The 21,414-nt window shown below is 36.3% G+C and carries 17 protein-coding genes; 1 reads left to right on the top strand and 16 read right to left on the bottom strand.

Annotation, left to right across the window (positions count from 1 at the left end; translation table 11 throughout):
* Positions 1-91: 91 nt before the first annotated feature.
* From MHI38_RS20410 to MHI38_RS20335, 16 genes are all read right to left on the bottom strand, one after another.
* Positions 92-1,234, bottom strand: a complete 1,143-nt coding sequence (locus MHI38_RS20410; protein ID WP_341181591.1) for a LicD family protein — start codon at positions 1,232-1,234, stop codon at positions 92-94.
* Between the two features lie 71 nt (positions 1,235-1,305).
* Complete coding sequence (locus tag MHI38_RS20405; protein ID WP_154891638.1) at positions 1,306-2,154, bottom strand: TylF/MycF/NovP-related O-methyltransferase; 849 nt, start codon at positions 2,152-2,154, stop codon at positions 1,306-1,308.
* 17 nt (positions 2,155-2,171) lie between these two features.
* Complete coding sequence (locus MHI38_RS20400; protein ID WP_154891637.1) at positions 2,172-3,020, bottom strand: LicD family protein; 849 nt, start codon at positions 3,018-3,020, stop codon at positions 2,172-2,174.
* A complete protein-coding gene (locus MHI38_RS20395; protein WP_154891636.1) occupies positions 3,010-3,738 on the bottom strand; it encodes a glycerophosphodiester phosphodiesterase in 729 nt (242 codons plus the stop codon). Before MHI38_RS20395 ends, MHI38_RS20400 begins: the two co-directional genes overlap by 11 nt.
* Positions 3,735-5,048 carry a metallophosphoesterase family protein gene (locus MHI38_RS20390; RefSeq protein ID WP_154891635.1) on the bottom strand — a complete coding sequence of 438 codons (1,314 nt, stop codon included), beginning with the start codon at positions 5,046-5,048 and terminating at the stop codon, positions 3,735-3,737. The genes MHI38_RS20395 and MHI38_RS20390 overlap by 4 nt, the downstream gene beginning before the upstream one ends.
* A gap of 38 nt (positions 5,049-5,086) precedes the next feature.
* On the bottom strand, positions 5,087-6,187 hold the full coding sequence (glf, locus tag MHI38_RS20385; RefSeq protein ID WP_154891634.1) for a UDP-galactopyranose mutase: 1,101 nt from the start codon (positions 6,185-6,187) through the stop codon (positions 5,087-5,089).
* A gap of 70 nt (positions 6,188-6,257) precedes the next feature.
* Positions 6,258-8,666, bottom strand: coding sequence for an adenylyltransferase/cytidyltransferase family protein (locus MHI38_RS20380; protein ID WP_222592196.1), 2,409 nt, complete (start codon positions 8,664-8,666; stop codon positions 6,258-6,260).
* 42 nt (positions 8,667-8,708) lie between these two features.
* The gene (locus MHI38_RS20375; RefSeq protein WP_154891633.1) at positions 8,709-10,076 is read right to left on the bottom strand and encodes a glycosyltransferase family 2 protein; all 1,368 of its coding nucleotides are present in this window, start codon (positions 10,074-10,076) and stop codon (positions 8,709-8,711) included.
* Between the two features lie 5 nt (positions 10,077-10,081).
* Complete coding sequence (locus MHI38_RS20370; protein ID WP_154891632.1) at positions 10,082-11,647, bottom strand: CDP-glycerol glycerophosphotransferase family protein; 1,566 nt, start codon at positions 11,645-11,647, stop codon at positions 10,082-10,084.
* Positions 11,648-11,699: 52 nt separating this feature from the next.
* Positions 11,700-12,944: a rhamnan synthesis F family protein gene (locus tag MHI38_RS20365; RefSeq protein ID WP_186809819.1), complete on the bottom strand. Its 1,245-nt coding sequence runs from the start codon at positions 12,942-12,944 to the stop codon at positions 11,700-11,702.
* A 27-nt stretch (positions 12,945-12,971) separates the two neighbouring features.
* Positions 12,972-14,120: a rhamnan synthesis F family protein gene (locus tag MHI38_RS20360; protein ID WP_154891630.1), complete on the bottom strand. Its 1,149-nt coding sequence runs from the start codon at positions 14,118-14,120 to the stop codon at positions 12,972-12,974.
* Positions 14,120-14,950: a hypothetical protein gene (locus tag MHI38_RS20355; RefSeq protein ID WP_154891629.1), complete on the bottom strand. Its 831-nt coding sequence runs from the start codon at positions 14,948-14,950 to the stop codon at positions 14,120-14,122. Before MHI38_RS20355 ends, MHI38_RS20360 begins: the two co-directional genes overlap by 1 nt.
* 87 nt (positions 14,951-15,037) lie before the next feature.
* Entirely contained in the window at positions 15,038-16,375 is a 1,338-nt protein-coding gene (locus MHI38_RS20350; RefSeq protein ID WP_154891628.1) for a Gfo/Idh/MocA family oxidoreductase, read from the bottom strand.
* Between the two features lie 17 nt (positions 16,376-16,392).
* Positions 16,393-18,915: a hypothetical protein gene (locus MHI38_RS20345; protein ID WP_154891627.1), complete on the bottom strand. Its 2,523-nt coding sequence runs from the start codon at positions 18,913-18,915 to the stop codon at positions 16,393-16,395.
* A 339-nt stretch (positions 18,916-19,254) separates the two neighbouring features.
* A complete protein-coding gene (locus tag MHI38_RS20340; RefSeq protein WP_341181590.1) occupies positions 19,255-19,512 on the bottom strand; it encodes a CPCC family cysteine-rich protein in 258 nt (85 codons plus the stop codon).
* Positions 19,513-19,595: 83 nt separating this feature from the next.
* A complete protein-coding gene (locus tag MHI38_RS20335; protein ID WP_154891626.1) occupies positions 19,596-20,171 on the bottom strand; it encodes a TetR/AcrR family transcriptional regulator in 576 nt (191 codons plus the stop codon).
* Positions 20,172-20,329: 158 nt separating this feature from the next.
* On the opposite strand from MHI38_RS20335, the gene MHI38_RS20330 reads away from it, so the two are divergent.
* Entirely contained in the window at positions 20,330-21,265 is a 936-nt protein-coding gene (locus MHI38_RS20330; RefSeq protein WP_341181589.1) for a ketopantoate reductase family protein, read from the top strand.
* The last annotated feature ends 149 nt before the right edge of the window (positions 21,266-21,414 follow it).

The following is a 21,414-nucleotide window of genomic DNA, read 5'->3' as shown; positions in this document are numbered from 1 at the left end:
AAAACCGCGCCAAGGATATGAACTGCACCCCAATTGTTAGACACAACTACCAATTGGAGGTGCAGTTTTTTTATAATCCTTATTCCAATTTCTAATATTTTAAGCCATCTATAAAAAAATAGTAATCAGATATATTCATTTCTTCAAGCTGCTCGGCTATTTCTTTATGATAGATACTTGCAATAATCAGCCGTGAATTCTCATCCATTAACGCACATAATTCGGAAGGAGACCGTACTGGTACACCATATGCTACACTCCCCCATGCGGCTTTACGGTTATCAAAAGCGCATACCACATTCAATCCTTTGCTGTAACGCTCCATCCATATCCGCAAGCTATCGCCAGCACCGAAGATATATACTTTTTTATTTTTAATATCGCGCAGCATGTCAGTATAGGGACGAACATATTCTTTGTAAGACCGGCCCATATCCACAATACTATGATCAATATGCTTCGGTTTGCGCTCCCTGGCATCTGGCTCGTATAATCCCCCAGGATAAGATGCAATAAGTATTTCCTTATAGCCCACAGGCACTGGAATTATTAAATCTTCAAAATTTAACTCTATGCTCTTTGAAAACCACTGCTTGTCGTATACTCTTCTGCCATGCTCACCCATTACTACGGGAACGGCATAATATAATTGATTTTCATATTTTGAACAGAAACGTTCATAACGATCTACTATAAAATCGTATTGACCAGCTATTCCGCCGGCAGCATAACAAAATTCCTCTTTACCCGGTGACATCTCTTCACCCTGACATTCATCAAGAGCAGCTGAAGCATATAACTGAACTTGCATCTTAAGTACAGTTTCTTGAACACGCTTTGCGACATCGCCACCTGGCATATCATCCAGAGGAAGAATATCAATGTAGGCTCCCATGTGACCACCACGTGTATAACCGTTAGGAAAGCCTGAGAGAACCGTCGTATCACTTCTTCTCAGCCTCATAAAATGTGGAGCGGCAGCCGGGTCATTTTGAGGCGTTTGCAAGAAATAAGGTTCATCAAACCAGTTTTGTGAAAGCCGAAGACGATCATATTCTTTACGTGGCAAAGCAATATCTACATCGTCGTCCCACGGGATGAATCCTTTATGACGCACTGCACCGAGAAGAGTTCCAAACATGGCGAACCACGTTAGCTCTTCACGCTGTGCAACCTTCATGAATTCTCTAAGGATATCCAGTTCAACGACTTGCAAATCATTAAGTTTATTCACTAATTAATCTCCTAAATAAGGAATAAGTTTATCTAATACGACTTAATAGTCTAACTTAACTAAATTAAATTTTAATGAATACCCTTTATAATTGCTACACTGGAATTATCACCGATAGCAATGGGAAATATAGAATTTTTATCACAAAACTCATCAACTGCTTGTTTAACTCCTTTAAAACGTGTGGAAAAGTAATCATGGACCAGTACAATTCCACCATTCACGAGATTTTGATAGAAAAACTCCAACCCTGCTAAAGTTGGTTTATATAAATCAAAGTCCAAATTTACAAATAAGAATGTATCTTCAATTCCTTCAATAGTTTCTGGAAAATATCCCTTTTTAATAATTATTTTATTCGGTATAGGCATAGATTTCATTACAGATTCAAGAGATGTAAGTCCGCCGAATGTACCCGCTAACGAACTGGAAAAACCGTTTGTTAATTCTACTCCTATATCCCTTTGGTCAAATCCTTCAAAGGTATCAAACAGATATAAAGACTGATTAGGAAACGTTTCATTAATTACTTTCGCGAAAGAACCACTCAACACGCCACACTCCGCACAGGAGCCTACTAGTCCTCTGTCTTTAAATATCTCAGCTTGTGACTTCAAAAAAGCGATTCGAGCCTTATACGAAAGCGATACTAAACTATCGTCGATTTGAGTTTCATTTACACCCATGCTTATAAGTTTTAGCTTTAATAATTCAATATCCATAATTGTACCAATATAGATTTTATCATAATCAAAGTTGACAATATCTTCTGGGGAAATAATTGGGATTCCATTGATAGTTTTTCCTTGTAAACTTACATCGTTATCAATAAAAGCCAAACAAGAAAGCCCCTTTTTCTTAATCTGCTCATATACAGACATTCCTGTGGCACCTGCACCATATATAATTGCTCTCTCCATGATGTTCCTGCACCTTCCTAATCTAAAAGTTTATAGTATGAAACAGGATGTGACTTTCTTTTGCTTTCGGGAGGAATTGATAAATAATCATCCCCATATTTGTGTTTTAAATATATAGCTGCACTATTCATACCTGATAAATTGAGATTCTCAAATTTATAGATTGTCGTTTTTTCATACCACTCACGCCTGCCCTCACTTATCTCATCTGGTGAGGGAAAGGTTATCACTCTTACACGGTCATAATTTCTCCGGTTAGTGCTCTCTGAGAAATGCTCTAAATGATTAGCTACGTAATTAAGTGGTATTTTGTTAATTAATTTATAGATCCAGCGGAGGATTAGATTTTTTTCTGTTAGCTTGCCTACTTCTGACCACAATATTTTACGGATTATCTTACAGTGAAGATTGTGCAATTTTGCAGCAAACTTCCCGTCAGGTACATTATCAAATGGAAAAATATCAATAAAAATACCCGACTCATAAGGCATATGGGATTGTCCTTCCCTTAAAAAATAAGTGTTTTTACGTCTGATTTTTCCATATCCCCATCTGTATCCTGGGGTTGTCCTCATATCTTGAAAATAAAAACGATCATGGTCTAATTCTGTCTCACAAATTTTGCGAAACTTCTCATATTCTTTCCGGAGCAAACCAATATCTGCATCATCATCCCAAGGTATGTAACCCTTATGACGGATGGCACCAAGCATGGTACCTCCAATCATCGTATAATTAATGTGATGCAATCGACAGATTCTGTCCACTTCCTCTAACATTTCAAGCTGGACAAGCTGAACTGCTCTTAAATCTTCTCGGGAAAGTGGCCCCTTTTTTTTCTTATCGGGTTGCTTATCATTTTCCATGTGTTAAAACATCCTTCGCCCAATCAATTCTATTAACTATTACTGCGTCTACACCTAAATCCCGTGCAAGCTGTAGTTCTTCATTGTTTATTACAGTCCAAGGACGGATTAGTATTCCCCGTTCGTGGCAATCTTTCACAAGCGATGGATGATGTAGCATATGAACACTCGGGTGCAATGCTTCTGCGCCAACTTTTTCGCATTGTTCTCCTGTAACTAATACTCCTCCGCCACATAACAACGCTGTCCTACTTAAAGGTTCAAGCTGTTTTATTTTTTGGACCGAGTAGTGATTAAATGACGACCATACTATTCTGTCACACATGCTGTAATTCTCAACAAGTTTTAATGAAATACGCTCAATGTCATTATAATAAATGATGCCTGTTTTCAGCTCAATATTAATAGTCAATCCTGTCGGGTACAATAATTTCAATACTTCTGCTAGTGTTGGTATTTCCATAAAGAGTGGCTTGCTTCTCTGACATTTATTGAAATTCAACTTTTTAATTTCAGATAGAGTATAGTCCTTTACCCATCCCCTTCCATCGCTAGTTCGATCAACGGTTTCGTCATGAATGACAACAACCTCGTTATCCTTGGTAAGCTGGATGTCGAGTTCTACTCCATTAATCCCCAGTTGGGCTGCAACTTGAAAACCAATGAGTGTATTCTCTGGTGCAGAAGAATAAGCTCCACGATGGCCCCATATTTTCATTTAGTCCACTCTGCCTTTCCATGTGCAACAATCCTATCTTTACCTGCACCAAACCTTACAAATTGGATCTGCTGTTGCTCTGGATTGACTAGCATGATATCAATAGCTTCTTGTGAAGCATTACCGAGTTTTCGATCAGGGGTGATGAAGCCAGTCGGCTTATATTCCAGAAATGCTTCACACTTAGAGTTCACTATGGATATAATAGGGAAACCTTCCTCATTATCAAGAAAATCACCATGGTTATGCCCATTAATAAAAGCTAAAATTTGATTCGCATTAGATTTTAATAGATCCATTAGCTCTTTCTCGCCTCGTATTTCTTTAGCCCAATACTGTAATCGTCTAGTAGGTGTAAGATGTGAAAAAATGATCGTTTTCCAATCTTCCGGTGTATGATCTAGTTGTGTCTTTAGCCATTGAATGCACGCTTCGTTATATCCGTAACGCAACGTCTCATTGGGGTCAAACGAATCTAAAAATATAAATCGGAGTTTGGGATGCTCAAAATCAACGGAATAACGTGGCTCATTTCGGCCTAAATAAAGATCACATTGTTCTTCAATTGAAAAGGGCTCGGGATTATTCCCAAAATAATTTGTGTCATGATTCCCTAGTGTCACCCATAAAGGTATCTCATTCTTCTTCAAGTCTCCAAGAACTTGTTCTACATAATGACGACTCACTTCACGAGAAGTCATGCCATCCGTGAAATCTCCGAGGTGAATAATCCCTCTGAGGCCTAAGGCTGCATGTAGTTGTTGGATCGAGGCAGAAGTGTCGTTCCAAGTACCATTTACCGTATAGTGTGTATCAGTCAGTAATAGGAAGGGAATATCCCCTTCTCCCCTTACATTGTTAACAGACTTTGAAACACGTTCAACTTCATTGTTGATCCACATTTTTGTTTCAGGTGGAGTAATCTCCGTTTTTATAAAAGAAAGGATACGATTGATATCCTCAAAATTTTCGAAATTTGCCCCATTCGTTTTCCTAAGACACACACGAAAATAAACGTGTTCCGTAAACTCGTAATTTTCTTGTCTATAACTGCTACCACTCAAATCTTTTTGGTAAACGGTCCAGCTCTCATCCGGTGCATAATCATACGTATATATCCAACGATCCTGTACGTCTGCTGCATAAGTAGCCACATTGAATTTATACTCGCAATCCTTTAGCAGCAATTTGTCTCCAGGCGCGGCCATATAAAAAAAAGGTGTGCTCAGCATTTCAGGATGTCCTAACTCTTGCAAACCATCACCGGCTCTTATCTTCAGTCCCGCAACCCCCGTTAATGATATCTCCAAGAAATCCACTCCCCTAGTACTATTCGAAACGTTGAGCTCTAAACCTCGTTTAATTCTTTTCTTACCGTATCCAGAGCATTCCTAACGATCTGCCACATGTCATAGTATTTATATTCAGCTAACCTGCCACCAAAAATCACATCTTCTTCTTGATCAGCCAGCTTCTTATAATTTAAATAACTTACATTATTTTTTTGATTATTAACCGGATAATAAGGCTCGTCTCCCGGTTTATACTCTTTGGAATACTCGCGTGTAACTATAGTTTTAGGCTGAGTACCAAACTCAAAGTGCTTGTGTTCAATAATGCGGGTAAAGGGTGTGGTCTCATCTGTGTAATTCACAACGGCATTACCTTGGAAATTAGGTTGATTCAATATGTCTGATTCAAAATGAAGTGTACGATACTCAAGTGCACCGAATCGATAATTATAGAACTCATCAAGCATACCCGTGTATACTGTCTTTGTAGCAATGCCTTCGAAGTATTCTCTTTGTGTAAAATAGTCCGTATTCAATCTAATTTCGCTACCTTCCAGTAACTTTTCAATGATTGGTGTATATCCACCCATAGGTATTCCTTGATACTGATCGTTAAAATAGTTGTTATCCCATGTAAAACGAACGGGCAAGCGCTTAATTATGAACGCGGGCAAATCCTTGCAAGCACGCCCCCATTGTTTTTCCGTATAACCTTTAATCAGCTTTTCATAAATATCACGGCCAACCAAGGATAACGCCTGCTCTTCTAGATTCTTAGGCTCGTCACATTTCAATCGTTGCTGCTCTATTATCTTTTCAGCTTCTAACGGATCAGCAACTCCCCATAACCGATAGAATGTATTCATATTAAAAGGCAGATTGTAAATCTCTCCATTAAAATTGGCTAATGGCGAATTCGTATAGCGATTAAATGTTGCAAAAAGATTAATATAGTCCCATACTTCCTTATCGTTAGTATGAAAGATATGTGCACCATATTTATGAACGTTAATACCTTCCACTTGTTCTGTGTACACATTTCCACCGATATGATCTCTTTTATCAATAACTAAACATGTTTTATTACACTTTGTGGCTTCATAAGCAAATACTGCACCAAAGGGGCCAGCACCAACAATCAGATAGTCATACTTCATAAAAATCACCGCCTTATTAAACTCGTATAGCTAGCTACTCATCCCTACTTCACTAGGGCTAATAGCCTCATCAGGACGGAGTCTTACCTGCGATTTGTTGCCTTATTGCTTTTTGCAGTATAGAGGAACTTGTACTCTGTGTATATGGGAAAAACTCTAAGTCCGATCCTAGACTACGAAGTTGCGATTGAAGCTTCGTCCAATGAAGCTCATGGTCGCTTCCCGAAAACAAACAACCGAAACGAAGCTCTTTCCAAGCATCAATTTTATTGGTATTGTTCTTATCAATCGGAATAACTCTATCTACATATTTGCATTGCTTAACAATCTCAATACGCTCTTCAAATGGAATGAACGGAGTCTTGAATTTCTCGTTTTCAATAATTTCGTCTGTTAAGACGCCTGCAATCAAGTAATGACTACGCTCCTTGCATCTTTTCAAGAGATTAAGATGACCAATATGAAACAAGTCAAACGCTCCTGTTACATATCCTATATTAAATTTCCCGTCAGATTGGGTATCCGCGATAGAAAATGGCAATAAGTCATCCATACTTTTCTGATAGATACGATAACTATCCTCATAAATACCCATAGCATTTAATTGCTCAACAATTGGTTGATAGTTTGCAACAGCTATAACAATTCGATATGTTCCATATATAAATCGACCAGCTTCATCGGGGGATTTAACAGGAATTCCTCGTTTGACAGTTCCCCATAAATCGGGATTGTTATCCACTATTAATTCTATTGCATACTGTTCTCCATACTTATCCAAAAAATAATCTGCATATTTACCAGAGCCGAATAATATGAGCTTTTTATCGTTTAGGTCGGAAATGGAATCATAAAGTTTAATTGAACGGTCACTGCTCAATTTGATTGTCCTCCTATTGCTTCTAAAAATATACTCTGGATCATTCATCCATGTTGAACGTCCTGTATATATATCTTTATTTACGATCTTTCTGCTCAACTCGTCTTCGGCTTTCAAATATAGATTCCATTGACTTGTTAACTTATATTTCTCCTTCATTTCTTCAAGTGGAATTAGTTTAACAATGTCTGGCATAAAATTATAAATATCATGTACAGCCCGGAACATCACATATCCTGCCGGACAATAATTCATGGTATATTCCTGATCAAAAAACAATAATTCCCCATCCAGAAAGAAACAATTCACTGGAATCATTTCAATATAGGCCTTCTTTAATACAGGTCCCCAGTCCTCATGAGGAGCCATAATTGCAAAAGAATTCTCCAAGGTATACTCCGATGAGTTAAGAATGTGATTGTATAACATGTCGAGGCAATTCAAGATTGCTTGTCTATTACGATCATTGATCAGTTTTCTTAAATGGTTTGATAATGTCGGAGCCTTGATCCGATCCATAACTGCCATGCCATTCTCAATTGTAATATTAAGCGAGGGTATTTTTCTCTCATGCTGCTCTTTTGCATTTTGTCTCAACTCTTCAAGCCCGGATAACCCTTCATTATATATAGGTATCTTTTTCACCTTATCGTCATTACAGATCACTGTCGCAAAAGCTCTATCCCGACTTCTTTCCGAAGAAATGGCAGAATATAGTATATCAGTGTGATTCATATAGTTACTACACTCAGCAATAAAATAATTTGAAAAAGTAGTCAGTACATTATTTTGAGCGAGCTTACGATACAAGATTCTCTCGCTTAGGACTCTCTCTTCGTTTTTGGAGATATATGACTTCAAACGTTCTGAAATATCCTCTGTTGGCGGATGGTCATCTGTGTAGATGAGTTGAGGGTTTCTATAGTCAGGAAAAGGATAATAAAGCTTTACAGATTTAAAACTCAGCTCATCAAGAAAATGAAGGAGTTCGCTACGGGTAAATCGATACGTACCAGAGTGATTATCAGTAATTCCTTCAAACGGCAAGTCTGATTCGGCGTCTCTTTCTCCACAAAAAAAACGAGCACCAAAGCGATTGGGAATTACAGCAAGGATCTTTCCGTTTGGAGAAAGCATACTTTTCATCGCTAAAAAATAAGCTTCATAGTCTTTTTCACGTAAACGATCAACGCTTTCGTCGATAGCCCAAATGATATAATCAAAGACTTGTTCGGATTCCTTTTTTTGAAAATCCATCACATCGCAATGTATTACACTGAGATTCATAATATCCTTCATACGCTTCTGAAGAAAGTACGCACGGTAACCGTCCTTTTCCACAACAATAGTGTTTTGAGTTCGTCTGCATATGTTCGTTAAAAAAGCACCAAATGAACCTCCGACCACCAATACGTTCGAAGTGCTCTCAAATGGGTACCATGCGAATAAACTATTTGGAATATCGCTTAGGTAGCGTGCTACCTCCAGACGCTGATCTTTTCGAATAACATCTACAAAATTATTATCAGGATTCGAATGGATGTATGCTCCTATATCCGCATCGATCTCATTTAACGGATGAGGAATGCCGTTAATCATAACGTAGCTCCGTTCGTTGAAAAATTTGAAATCATTATTAAATCAATAATTTTTTAAATACGCTTTACTTAATAATAAATTATCTACACCTAAGGTATATGCAAGAATATGATCATCGGCAATACCCATGCTTATTAATTGTTTCTCTATTTCTTTACGGTGAGCCTTGTTGGCAACAATATATACTGCCTGTGGGTAATCCCTAATAGATTGCTCCGGTGAGATTATAGGCTTACCATGTAAATAACTGCCCCACAAGTTAGAATTGTTATCACAGTATGCTTCGATAGTATCTATTTCATTTAATTCAAGCAAAAACGGAACGAATTCTCCTAAGTAACCCGATCCAAAAACGACAATTTGTTGAGCAACAGCCAACTTGCTCAATAAAAAGGAAAATTCATTACGCCTTTCAGTTTCGATCTTCGCATGATAATCATATAGTTCTATCGGATTTTTAATCAATAAATTCAACTCTAACCATTCATTACTTGTTAATTGTTGAGGGGCTGTACTATTTTGAAATATTTCTTGTTTCAATCGTTCAGAAATAACTTGCAGGTTTATTATTGCGGAATCCCAAACACTTCCCGAAATTGCCATTAATCTTATTCGTAGATTAGTTTGACGAAACAGTTTGCAGTAGCTCAATGTACGCCACATGTGTCCTTGATTTTGAAGCAAAAAATCTGCATATTGATACTCATCAATTAAGTATTGGTAAGCTTTGTGATTATATACCGAAGCATCTGGATTATCCTGACGATAATGATATAATATTTCATCTAGATAAACTGCTTTTTTTGCTTTACAAAATGTTTGAAAAAGAAAACCGATATCTTGATAAGCAGCCCCAGAAGTTTCATTTAATTTTATAGATTTAATAAAATTCTTTTCATATATACCTGTCCACAAGTAATAATCTTTAAGAATAAGCTCAGGTGTTACACTCGGATTAACAGAAATTCTGCCTTGATCATGTGCAAATTCTTTTTCAGTGAAAACCTCTATTTTTCTGCTGTAAGTTTCTCCTTCGCTCTTTTCAAAAAATTTCAGTGCCCCTCCCTTAACATAATCTGCCTTTGATTTTAAAGCCTGCTTATATAAAGATTCATACATATTTGACTCTATATAGTCATCTGTTTCTACAACTCCAATAAAGTTTCCATGAGCTATTGATATTCCCAGATTTAATTGGTAGCCGTAACTTCTTTTAGAGGAGTGTATGACACGGACTCTATTGTCTGTAGATTCATATTTTTCCAATATTTCAAGAGTTCCGTCTGTTGATCCTGCATCTACAGCAATAATTTCTATATCTCTTAATGTTTGGTTTATTACGCTTTCCATACATTGTTCTATATAATTGGCCACGTTTAATGACGGCATAATTACAGAAATTTTAGGCATATCACTTAACTCCTTGTACCATCAATTAAATCCAGTATAAATTTTGCTGAACGCTCGCTAGCATGTCCATCTTCATGAACACCGTACTTTTCCATAAATTCATCGACTTTAATTACATATTCTTCTCGATTAAAATTCTCAATATGATTGGTTAACTCTTCATTTGATTCCGCAATTGAGAATGGCAGAGTGTCATAATCAATTAGCAACTTACGTTCACCATTGATATACTCCTTACGATCTGGAGCAAACAAAAATACAGGCTTCCTAACATAAGCAGGCTCAAACATTATACTTGAATAGTCTGTAATCATGATATCTGCAGCAGCAACAAGTTCTTGACTGTCTGAATAATCGCTGGCATCAATAACATAATCCAATAATGTTATTGATTTGCTTGCATGTGAAACTAACGGATGTAATCTCAAAAGAACACACCACTCATCAGAAAATTTATTGACTAGTTTTTCGATTATTAATTCGTAATCAATATTTGTTTCATAAGGCTCTCGTATATTAGAACCGCCTAGTTTGTAGCGAAATGTCGGTGCATATAGTAGAATTTTTTTATTATCATCTAAACCATAGTGTTTTTTTACTTTTTGTCTGTATTTAGTCTCATTAAAGAGAACATCAGAACGCGACGATCCAGCCTGTACTATCTCACCTTTGAAGCCGAATCCACTTCTGCAAGTATCTGTGTCGAATTTACTACCTGTTATAATGTAATCCATCATTTTTGAATTGTGTCTGCACATTTCAATTTCCACATTGTCTTTGCGAAATGTTGTAAAGTCAAAACCAAACGTTTTTAATGTAATACTGGACCAATGTTTGACTTGTACATAGATTTGCTCCGATTGTTTTTGAATATATAATGGAACCATATCATCATGCACCCATATTTTCGCAGTTCTCATTTCATGAATATATTTCCTCTTATTTTTCCAGTAAACAAGTCGGATGCCTTTAGGAACTTCTATTTTCAAGTCGGTAACAACCCAAACAATATCCAGATTACGACGCTGCTTTAGCAACTGTTCCGCAATGTATTTACCATGCCCGAAATAACCACCCGTACTGTAAAAAATAAGTTTATTGGACTCAATTTCATCCGTACATTCTGTTAATAAACAATGGTTAACAATTTGATCTTTAGCTAAAACAATAGACTTTCTCTTTATGGCTTCCATGGCTAACAACGAGTAATAATTACTTATGCCTAAGCTATCAAGTTGCTCTGCAATTTGTTCAGCTGCGTTAAGATTTGCTATGAGGATAACTAAATTATCATTCTTATACTGCTTTAATACGGACACATCTAAAACTTTCTTTTCTTTACATCTCTTCAATGAAATTTCATCTACAAAAAAATCAATTCGATGTCCATGCTTACTTTCGTCATTATCAATTATACCGACAATATCATCTGAATGATTTTGGAAATAAAAATCAGCGCCATAGCCGGCACCGAATATAAATATCAATTTATTTGTTTTAATACTATTAAATTCTCCCCAAGTCTGAACATTAAATTTATTATTACTAAATCTATACTTTTTCTCATCCATGTTAAGTTAACATTCCTTTCGCTACTGCTCCAGGCAACTTTTCATAAATTAATTAATATGAAAACCAATTATAAATAGTATTGGCAGTCAGCTGATTCGTTTTAAATTTCTCAATAATTTCCACCTGATATTTCTTATTTGTAGCCACAATTACCAGTGTTTCTTTATCAAATTCCATTTCATTAAAAGCATATACTGGAATATTTTCAACTAATGTTTCATTCCCTCTCATTTCTGAAACAATAAAGCCATCTATTTTGATATCAATGAAATTCATAGAATGGAGGCAATCCCTTCCCAGAATTCCAGCACCATATATATATGTTCTTTTGTGTCTTTGATACAAACTTTTCAATTCTGATGCCTTAGTATCAAATTGATCTAAATCGTATAGATATCGAAGACCTAATGAATTTCGAAGTCTTTCGAATGCTTTTGATAGAGCAGATGTAAAATATCCCAATCTATCTTCAGCATATCTTTCTGTCATTACCCATTTACACTCATAACCAGAATCTTTAGCAACATATTCCAAAATTCGCTCAACTGCATGACTCAATGTGCCGTCATCTGCTAATGGCTCGACATCAAAATCTTCGTACTTCCAATCATGTTCAAAGAGCTTCCTTAACGCAGTCACCCTTGCCCAGAATACAGTTCCTATAGCCATAGGTGAGATTTCCTTATTGATATCACAATGCAAGTTCAAATCTTTTGCCAACCTAACAGTGTTCTCATAGTTGCTTTTCCAATTATTCATGTATGCAAAATTGATACGCTCACTAGCCGGAACTGGCGGGAGCAGTAAGCCTAGTTGGTCATTTTTATTAAAACAAGAAATCACATTATAAATATAAGTCTTACTACTCAACATATTTTCCCATTGACTATAAATCCACTTATCTACATCCAACTTACTTGAAGGATTTTTCTCCTTTTTGTCATGTAAAAAGCAAACCAACTCATGATCCAAGATATCTTTACGACAGGCTACTAAAAATGAACTAATATCTCTACCGCGATTTTTCTTCTCAATTAATCTGCAATTTTTCCTGTATGAAGAGAAGTTTTTTATTTTCTTATTTAACTCATCATTAGAAGTAGTAAAATAGATAGTAATTTCTTCAGGTATATTCCGGAAATATTCTTCATATTTTTTGAAGGTATCCGAATAATGCAGATGAATGACTACAGCAACTTTCTTTTTCAATATTTCATTTTCATAATTATCATTCAGATGACGAGTTGGAAGAATACAATGTGTGTTATCAGAATTTATATTAAGTGTATTATCCAAAAGGTCCACTCCCTGTCATGTAATGCCTCATTTTAAATCCCAAAAATAAAAAAAATGTTCATTCTTACCCAACCATGATAAGACTTCGACACTATGTTCATAATTTAAGGCAACAATTATTGAACTATTGGGTGGAACTTGTGAAGCTTGTATAACGGGATAGCCCCATATATCTCTATCCTTACTATTTTTTTCATCTGAGACAATAAACCCATAGAAATCCTCGATTTTATCAAGAAATACAAATGCTGTAGCCCTAGCAAAGGAACCTGCACCATATATATATATTTGTCTGTGATTCGAGACAAAATGATTAATATCATCATATGTTATCTGTGGGACACTGTATTTGATCTCTGGCTGATTAACATTGTCAGTCCCAATGAATTTCTTTTTTTCTGAACCAATTTCAACTCCATAAACTCTTTTTACATTTTGCTTCATTAAAGAAGTATCATATAATTTCTTGGATTCTAAATGTGCAACCAACTTATCGCAAATCTCATCAGTATAATTATCTTTCAAAAAAAACTTTTTTTTCCATATAGGAAGATTATATTCTAAAACACAAATATCAGGGTTCCTTTTACTTTGGTAACCATTTGAATACGTATATAACCCAGGCTTATATCCTTTTTGAGTTAATGTATAATATAACCCTACTTGCAATAGAGCAAAGGCATCTGCCATCTCGTTTACTTTGAATAATACATTACTTTTAAAATAATTAAATAAATCACCATTTTTGAGTAACTTCCCACGAAACACACAAAAATACATAACAATATAGCTTAAAAAATTTCTCTTTATCCCGTCTATACCCCAAAAATCATATTTTTCGTTTTTCATTGAAGTAAATATTTCTTCAAAACTTACGAATGGTCCATAAAAAGTATCATTGCACAATACTAGTTCATCGTATTGTGATAACTTCTCTTCCCCCAACAAATTAACAATAACATCTGCGTAAGCTCCAGCATCAAGCCCTGTATTGTCTCGTTTATAAAATTGGGTACTATAATTCTTTAATATACATTCTCCTGCCTCATTAATATCTCCATTTACAACTATGATTAGGTCATCCAATACCTTGTTTAATTGTGTAATGATATATTCAACGTAACCATCAACGATACCACTCTTATCATAAAATACAAATATCCCCAGTCTGCGCATTACTCCCCCCCTAGGTCAACATTTTGAGCCTTTAATATATTATCTGTCTCTTTGATTAGGAGAATTTCATCATGCGAAAAATATTTATTAAGTTGATTGTCAGTCATGGCCATATCCTGAGCATAAGCTTTATATTGTTTTAGATCACAACTATACATATCCGCTGTTATTTCACTCACGTTAAAGTAAAAGGCTAACATCAAGCGATGTGAACCATCAAGAACAATATCATGATTATGTGACAGCTTAATATTATAATTCTGCTGGACATTTCCTTGTTCATACTCGTATATTTTTTGGACAAAATCTTCCCATCTCTTCTTTGCTGCTTTTTCACTACTAAAAACACTCATAAATTTCAAATAAACTTCACGTCCAACTTTATTTTTTCCAAGTACATTTTCTATTGCCAGGTAATAAATAGCATTCACATAAAAACCATTTATTCTTTGGACAACTTCATCAACTTTCAGCACGACATCTCTATGTTTTGGTATTCCAAAACATAGATCAAATAAATGAGGATAAATCCAGAAAAACCTTTTAAAGCCTAGTTTTTTTAGCTTATCTATAATTTCATCAACAAAGATGTTATGCACAGCTATCATCACAATACTATCATTTGTAACATCCTTGATTTCTACGACTTTCTTCCCCTCAAAAAGAACCATGTCATCTTTCAATAAAGAAACTGAAAAATGACTCACATTATCCCAACATCCACAATACTTTAATTGCTCACCAAAACGTTTAGCAACGGATCCAGTTCCAAAAATTGTAAATTTATCACTATTAATAATAGTTTTTATTATTTCTAATTCTGTCTCCACTTAATTTTGTCTCGCTCCTTTCTCCTTCCGTAGTTTGTATCCAGATACTAGATATAAAAGCCACTACCTTCGTTTTAAAATACTTTATTAATCTTTTCTAAATTTCTGGATAAACAGCTCCATAATTTCTGCCATAGCTATGGATTCTCTAGTTGTAAGCTTAAATCCACTCTCATAATTCCCATTTATCACAGAAAGGAAATCATTAATCTCATATCTTAATCCATCACCCAAGAATCTGTCTGAATATTTTTCAACATCATTTGGATCTTCGAAGTGAACTTCAAAATAGGCTGTTTTCCACCATGGGGATTCAACTTTGATATAACCCTTTGTTCCTGAAATAATAAGATGTCCTTCGGACTTCACACCAAGGCCGCAAGTAGCAGTTCCAATGCCACTTGGATACGTGAAATGTGCTTTCGTAAATATATCAAGACCATTCTCATCTTTTATTGAATCAAATCGTATATCTTCAAACTCTGTGCCGAATATTTTAATAATTGGAAGTAAAGTGTAGCTTCCAAGCTCAGTGAAACTTCCTCCGAACTTCAAATTAGTTAGTTCACGACTTGAAGGGTTTTCAAGTTTTGTGAAACAAGCTTCTACATTTCTTATACTGCCAATAATTCCACTACACGCAATTCCCATTAGCTTACTGAAACCCGGAGAATAGGCTGTTTTAATTCCTTCAAAGAGTGTTAAATTATGTTCATTTGCATATCTCAAAAGTTCTTCTGCCTGTGCTTTTTCCAAAACCATAGGTTTTTCACAGAGAACATGCTTACCTTGTTCAAGTGACATTTTAATGTATTCGTAATGAGTTTCATGGGGTGATGCAATATAGACAGCATCAATTGCAAGGAAGAAATTCTCAAGTTCCGTATATGAATTAATGTTCCATTTCTCAGCAAACCTGCGAGAACTTTCTATGTTCGGATTATACACACCCTGCGTGCTTATACCACTAACAAGATTCACTTCTGGGATAAACCTCTCCGCGATGCGCCCTGTTCCAATTATTCCAATTCTCTGGATATGTTTATTTTGAGTGCGAAGCATTGTACTAGAAATATCCTTGGTTCGTTCAAGATATATAACCTTACAGTAATCATTAAGATAATCAAAATGACCGGTCCAGTCTGAACCTACAGTAAAAATATCAATATTATATTTTTTAATATCTCGGAACTTCTGTCCGGGTGACTCTTCAATGACAATCTCATCGGCAAAACCTGTTTTTCGTACATTTTCAACTCGGGTCATTAGTGAATCTATTACATTAAGCTTACCTCTAGTCTGGTCGTACCCCTCAGTGGTAACTCCAACAATAAGGTGATCACCAAGTTCTTTGGCTCTCTGTAGCAGTCTATAATGACCTTCATGGAATAAATCGAATGTACCGTAGGTTATTACTTTTGTCATACCGATGCCTCCTACCTTTAATTAAGACGCTCTTTTATAAACTCATGAATCTGCTCACCACATGTCCCATCATTGTTAGCGATTATTTCTCTATAAGCAGCAATCTGTTCTTCCCGGTTGAAGGGATTTCCAACTACATTTCCCTCCAGAAAACTAGTAATTGAATTAAAAGCAGTTTCCTCACAACAGTACTGCAGCCATTCAGAGTTTTTACTAAAGCCAGGTTCGTTTGCCTTTAGCTCTCCAACGTTGAATTCAACATTGATTTCTTCATAACTCCCAGTTTCCAAATTAACATGATATAACTTTCTATCGTAAAGCGAAAATAAATTATAATGCTTATTGACTTCCTCTGCCCGATCAAGAAACCAGCTTTCACCCCATGAGGCATAGTATCCGTTTTTAATCTTATCAAGAGTCTTGAACGGAGGTTTCCATTCAGTAGATTCACCTGTAATTCTATTAAGTTTAATGTACATATTAGACCAGTACGGTGCTAAATAGACATAGTCCCCAACAAATGTAGGACGACTAAATGGTCGTTCCATGCATTCAAATCCCAGATGTATATGTCTGCATTTCAGTTCCTCAGGAAAATCTACATATTCCCTGACATTACCATTCATCGGGTTCCAGCAAGTAATGTTTTTCCCTGAAAAAGGCATAAACCACAAATTAACACCGTCTGAGGTCAAAGAAATACATCCTGCATTATTATTTACGCCTGTGGTTAAAATTTGTTCTCTTCCACTCACGGCTTCGATTGCCAACACTCGACTATCTACAGGAGAAGCAATAAATAAAATTCCGTTTTGAACACAATATCCACCTATAGAACGTTCGCCGTTTCTAGTACCGATAAATACATCCAGATTAGATTTAAAATATTTAATTTCTCCATTCTCAGTGTCAAACCTTACAATAGCCGGATATAAATTCGGTATAAGAAAAATGTATTTCCCGCAATGTACGGCTCCAGCAAATGAGCCAGCCCGCTCAATATATCTTTCTAGTTTAACTCGTTTGTGAATTTTGTTGTCTAATATAACGATAATGTCCTGTGCGTTTCTAGGACAAATGTATGTTTTATTATTTACTGTCACTGCATATGAATAATAATCCCCATAAGCATATTCAGATAAATCACATAAATATTGATATCTATAATTGTTATCGGGAGAATGATATAGCTTGTTACCACGTGTAATTAACCATTGATCATCAGAGTAAATGTTAAACCCTCTGTTAATGATCTCACCACGCCAGTCGTCCTCAGTAGGTTCCTCAAGAATTTGATTATTTAAAATAAAGATTGGTTTTCCTGCGATACCGAAAAGTGAAACAACCGAAGTTCCTGAATCACCAATGTAAGCATCACTGAGGGCAATAGTATTGGTAATATCCGGCGTCTCATCGTAAATACCGATCTCATTTTCGATGAAGTATCTTTTCAATTCAAAATAAATCTGTGTATACTGCGATCTCATAGAATGAAGTGATGACTCTAGTAGTGGATGCGGTCTCCATAAGAGACACACATCATCATGAGCTGCAAATGTTTTAAATACATAGTGCATTTTCTTCAAAAATAGTGCAGTGTTATTTAATAAGCCACCAATACTCGTGTTATAGAAATATACCTTTTTCCCTGCCATTTTAGCTTTCCAAGCAGCTGGCGGCTCGGGTGGATTGTTGCATATTCTTATCACTCTATCAAATTTAGGTGAACCCAATGGCAGCAATTTTTCTGAAAAAGCTGGATCAAAAAACTCGCGATATCTTTCGGCCTGTGTAACAATATAATCCGCATGATAATACGCGGAGCTACTCTTCTGTCCCTCACTCATACTACCTGAAGTAGAATAATAAGGGATATAGACCAATTTATCGGTATTTTTTTTTATTTCATAGGAATAGAACCTTGGATCAACGGAAGTAATAAAATTATGGTTATCATACGGATTGTGGATATAAGCTACATCAGGTCTACGAACACTCAAATCGTAAGAATCATAATGAGTTATCGGAACATACTCAGGTAATTCCCCGGCTTCGTAATGAAGTTCACCGTATGAACCATCTGGATTGCGATCACGGTAAGCTATAGGAACAACATACACTTCACACTGTTCATCTTCATTTGCCGCCATCCATACACTTTCAAGTGAATCCCACATGGAGGCCTTGTAGGGGAAAAATACAACTTCGAATTTAAGCTTAAACTCGTTGTTCATGTTATTCTCAATCAGTCTAATTTCATTGGATAATTGCTCGACGAAACTCACATCAATAGTTTCAATTGCAACGGCAACATTATAAAGATTTGTATGATAATCCGTAAGCATCTGAACCGTATGTGTGCCTTCACCTTCTACTTTTTCTATATACTCACCTAAATGTACAACCATGTCTTGACAGCCACTTAAAAGTTCTATAACTGACGAGAGGTTCCTTTGCAAAAATTGTCGCTTCATCTCATCATTAGCCTCATAAAGTGTTCCTACAAATTCCCGAATTCGCTCTTGATGGTGCTTCCTCATTAATACTCCCGCCCCTATATGAATATCATTTCATTGATCATATCATTGTTTCACATATGCGAAATACACTTTTATATAATATCGGTTTTTTGCTCTTATTGATGAAGAGTCAGCAAAAATTGCCAATCATAAAAATGATATATTTTATATTATTAATAAAACTATTACTTTCTGGACAATGAAGAAGAACATGCTTCATTTTTCATGCTTCATTCTTATCATTTCAACTCTATTACGCACATTTCAATAGCATGTTCCCTACCTCACCTCATACAGACACTTACAGCAAAAACCGCGCCAACATCCCTGGCGCGGTTTTACAATCTTCATTCCAATTTCTCACCTGTTATACAGCCTGTAGAGGAACACCACAGCTTCTGCTTTGGTTGTGTTTCCTCGCGGATTGACAATGTAGTGTTTTTTGAAGTTCTCACGAGCCTCCGCAAGTGAATAGTCTTGATTAGGTCCGCCCCAAACTTCATCTGCATGCGGATCATCTTGCCCATCGTCTTCCCAATTACATAAACAACAAATCTCCCAACCTTGTCTTTCCTCCAGTGTGGGATAGCCACAACAAGGGCAATTAAATCTGTTCATATTGGTAGCTCCTTTTGATATCACCTATCACTATAATTGTTCGAGAGCCTTAATTAAAATGTTACAAGCCCCGTCCATACCCCTCATTGGCGCCGCGGATTGACCGATCCAAAAATGTGATATGGCGTTATCCCCTTTGTAAATAAGCTATCAATCAGTCCGACCAACTCTTCTGACGATAGATCTTTGCCGTTTCGTATCCAAAGGCGAAACATAGATATTAATGTTGATATGTAAAACTCAATGATATATGGCGCTAAAGCATCATCGGATGGAAAATCCACAATCAATCGTTCAAAGGGAATTTCCCTTTTTAGCCGTTCCACAAAATGAACAGAGCCATAGTCGCCCAAGAGAGCTTTCAGAATTGCAATGTCCTCTGCATTTTCCAAGCACTGAAGTGCATCTTGGAAAGTATGTGTAGAGAACTCTCTGCCTGCCATTTCCTCGTTAATGGAATTCAAAATACGTTCTTCAACCCAGTCCAACAAGTCATAGATATCTGTAAAGTATTGATAAAATGTACTGCGGTTATATCCTGATTGGTTAGCGATCTCTTGAATGGATATTTTTTCGATTGGTTTCCGGCTATATAAATCGCAGAATACATTTACAAACGTCTGCCTTGTTTTGTCCGTGATTTCAGGTTGCTTATGCATGATTTCCCTCCATTTTCTGTTCAATCTGTTCAACCCATGATACGACAGATATTAAAAATCTGATGGTTGATGACCATATAATGAATCCATACAATAACATTATACAACACGTTGTTGGATCATCAACAAGAGCTAAAATATATTTTTAGGGAGGCAATATGAGAATTTTATTCTTTGGTAGAGGTTTAATATCCACCCAATATGCTTGGTCTTTGGAAAAGGCAGGGCATACCGTTGAGTTCTATGTTAGGGAAGGGAGAAAAGCAACCTTCGGAGGCTATATTGAGCTTGAAATGTGGGACGCACGAAGGGGGAAACAGTTCATAAAGGAACGCTGGAACGTTCAACTTCATGAGGAGATACGTCCAAATTATGATCTCATTATTGTAAGTGTCAGTACGGAACAACTTCCAGAGGTAGCACAATTACTGTCGACTGTTACAGGAAACACCCCTGTCCTCATATTCAATAATATTTGGCAAGATTTGAAATCAGCTATCTCACCCTTGGTTATGAACAATGTTGTCTTTGGCTTCCCAGGAGCAGGAGGCGGCATCACGGACAATAGGCTTAGAGGCGGCTTTTTTAAAATGATATTTCTTGAAAAACCACGGGCAGGCACGGAACAAATAAGCAACATGGTCAAGGAACTATTTGAAAGTGCGCATTTTAAAATTAGTTGGATAAAGGATATGCAAAATTGGCTATGGAATCACTTTGCCATGAATGCAGCTATGGAAACCGAAGTGTTGAGACGGGGAAGTTTTCCAGCACTCTTGAATCATCGTGACTCATTCGCCAATGTAGGAAAAAATATGAGGGAAATTGTACCTGTACTTAGAGCAAGAGGTGCACAGATTGATATGATTTCTCTACTGCTGACTAAAATTCCACCACCACTTCTCAGTATGCTTTTTAACAAGGTTATCTTTGCAAAGGGCAGCTTAGCACGACTTTCCATTGAATACAACAATACCAAAGCAGGTTTTTCAGTAATTGAAGTTGTGAAAGAAGCCAAAAAGTTAGGGATATCTTTACCCCGTCTTACTGCAACTCTTGAAAACAATCAACGACACAACGTTATTGACAACTGATCCATCCGACGAACAGAGGCCACAACCAATACTTCGCGCTAAACATATTATTTTGGTAAAAATAACAATGGCCCGAACGCTAGAAGCTTCGGGCTAGGCAACTATTTAATCAGGTACATGCGGCTCATTTCTAGCAATATTAGATGTGA

This window comes from Paenibacillus sp. FSL K6-1558, from assembly GCF_038002565.1.
GTDB lineage: Bacteria > Bacillota > Bacilli > Paenibacillales > Paenibacillaceae > Paenibacillus > Paenibacillus polysaccharolyticus.
Note: the sequence above shows the minus strand (reverse complement) of the source record. Positions and strands in the feature narration are given on the sequence as shown.

Coding starts and splice junctions, on each gene's coding strand:
- MHI38_RS20405 (WP_154891638.1), bottom strand. CDS start 2,154: ATGGAGAGAGCAATTATATATGGTGCAGGTGCCACAGGAATGTCTGTA.
- MHI38_RS20400 (WP_154891637.1), bottom strand. CDS start 3,020: ATGGAAAATGATAAGCAACCCGATAAGAAAAAAAAGGGGCCACTTTCC.
- MHI38_RS20395 (WP_154891636.1), bottom strand. CDS start 3,738: ATGAAAATATGGGGCCATCGTGGAGCTTATTCTTCTGCACCAGAGAAT.
- glf (WP_154891634.1), bottom strand. CDS start 6,187: ATGAAGTATGACTATCTGATTGTTGGTGCTGGCCCCTTTGGTGCAGTA.
- MHI38_RS20380 (WP_222592196.1), bottom strand. CDS start 8,666: ATGATTAACGGCATTCCTCATCCGTTAAATGAGATCGATGCGGATATA.
- MHI38_RS20375 (WP_154891633.1), bottom strand. CDS start 10,076: ATGCCTAAAATTTCTGTAATTATGCCGTCATTAAACGTGGCCAATTAT.
- MHI38_RS20370 (WP_154891632.1), bottom strand. CDS start 11,647: ATGGATGAGAAAAAGTATAGATTTAGTAATAATAAATTTAATGTTCAG.
- MHI38_RS20360 (WP_154891630.1), bottom strand. CDS start 14,120: ATGCGCAGACTGGGGATATTTGTATTTTATGATAAGAGTGGTATCGTT.
- MHI38_RS20350 (WP_154891628.1), bottom strand. CDS start 16,375: ATGACAAAAGTAATAACCTACGGTACATTCGATTTATTCCATGAAGGT.
- MHI38_RS20345 (WP_154891627.1), bottom strand. CDS start 18,915: ATGAGGAAGCACCATCAAGAGCGAATTCGGGAATTTGTAGGAACACTT.
- MHI38_RS20340 (WP_341181590.1), bottom strand. CDS start 19,512: ATGAACAGATTTAATTGCCCTTGTTGTGGCTATCCCACACTGGAGGAA.
- MHI38_RS20335 (WP_154891626.1), bottom strand. CDS start 20,171: ATGCATAAGCAACCTGAAATCACGGACAAAACAAGGCAGACGTTTGTA.
- MHI38_RS20330 (WP_341181589.1), top strand. CDS start 20,330: ATGAGAATTTTATTCTTTGGTAGAGGTTTAATATCCACCCAATATGCT.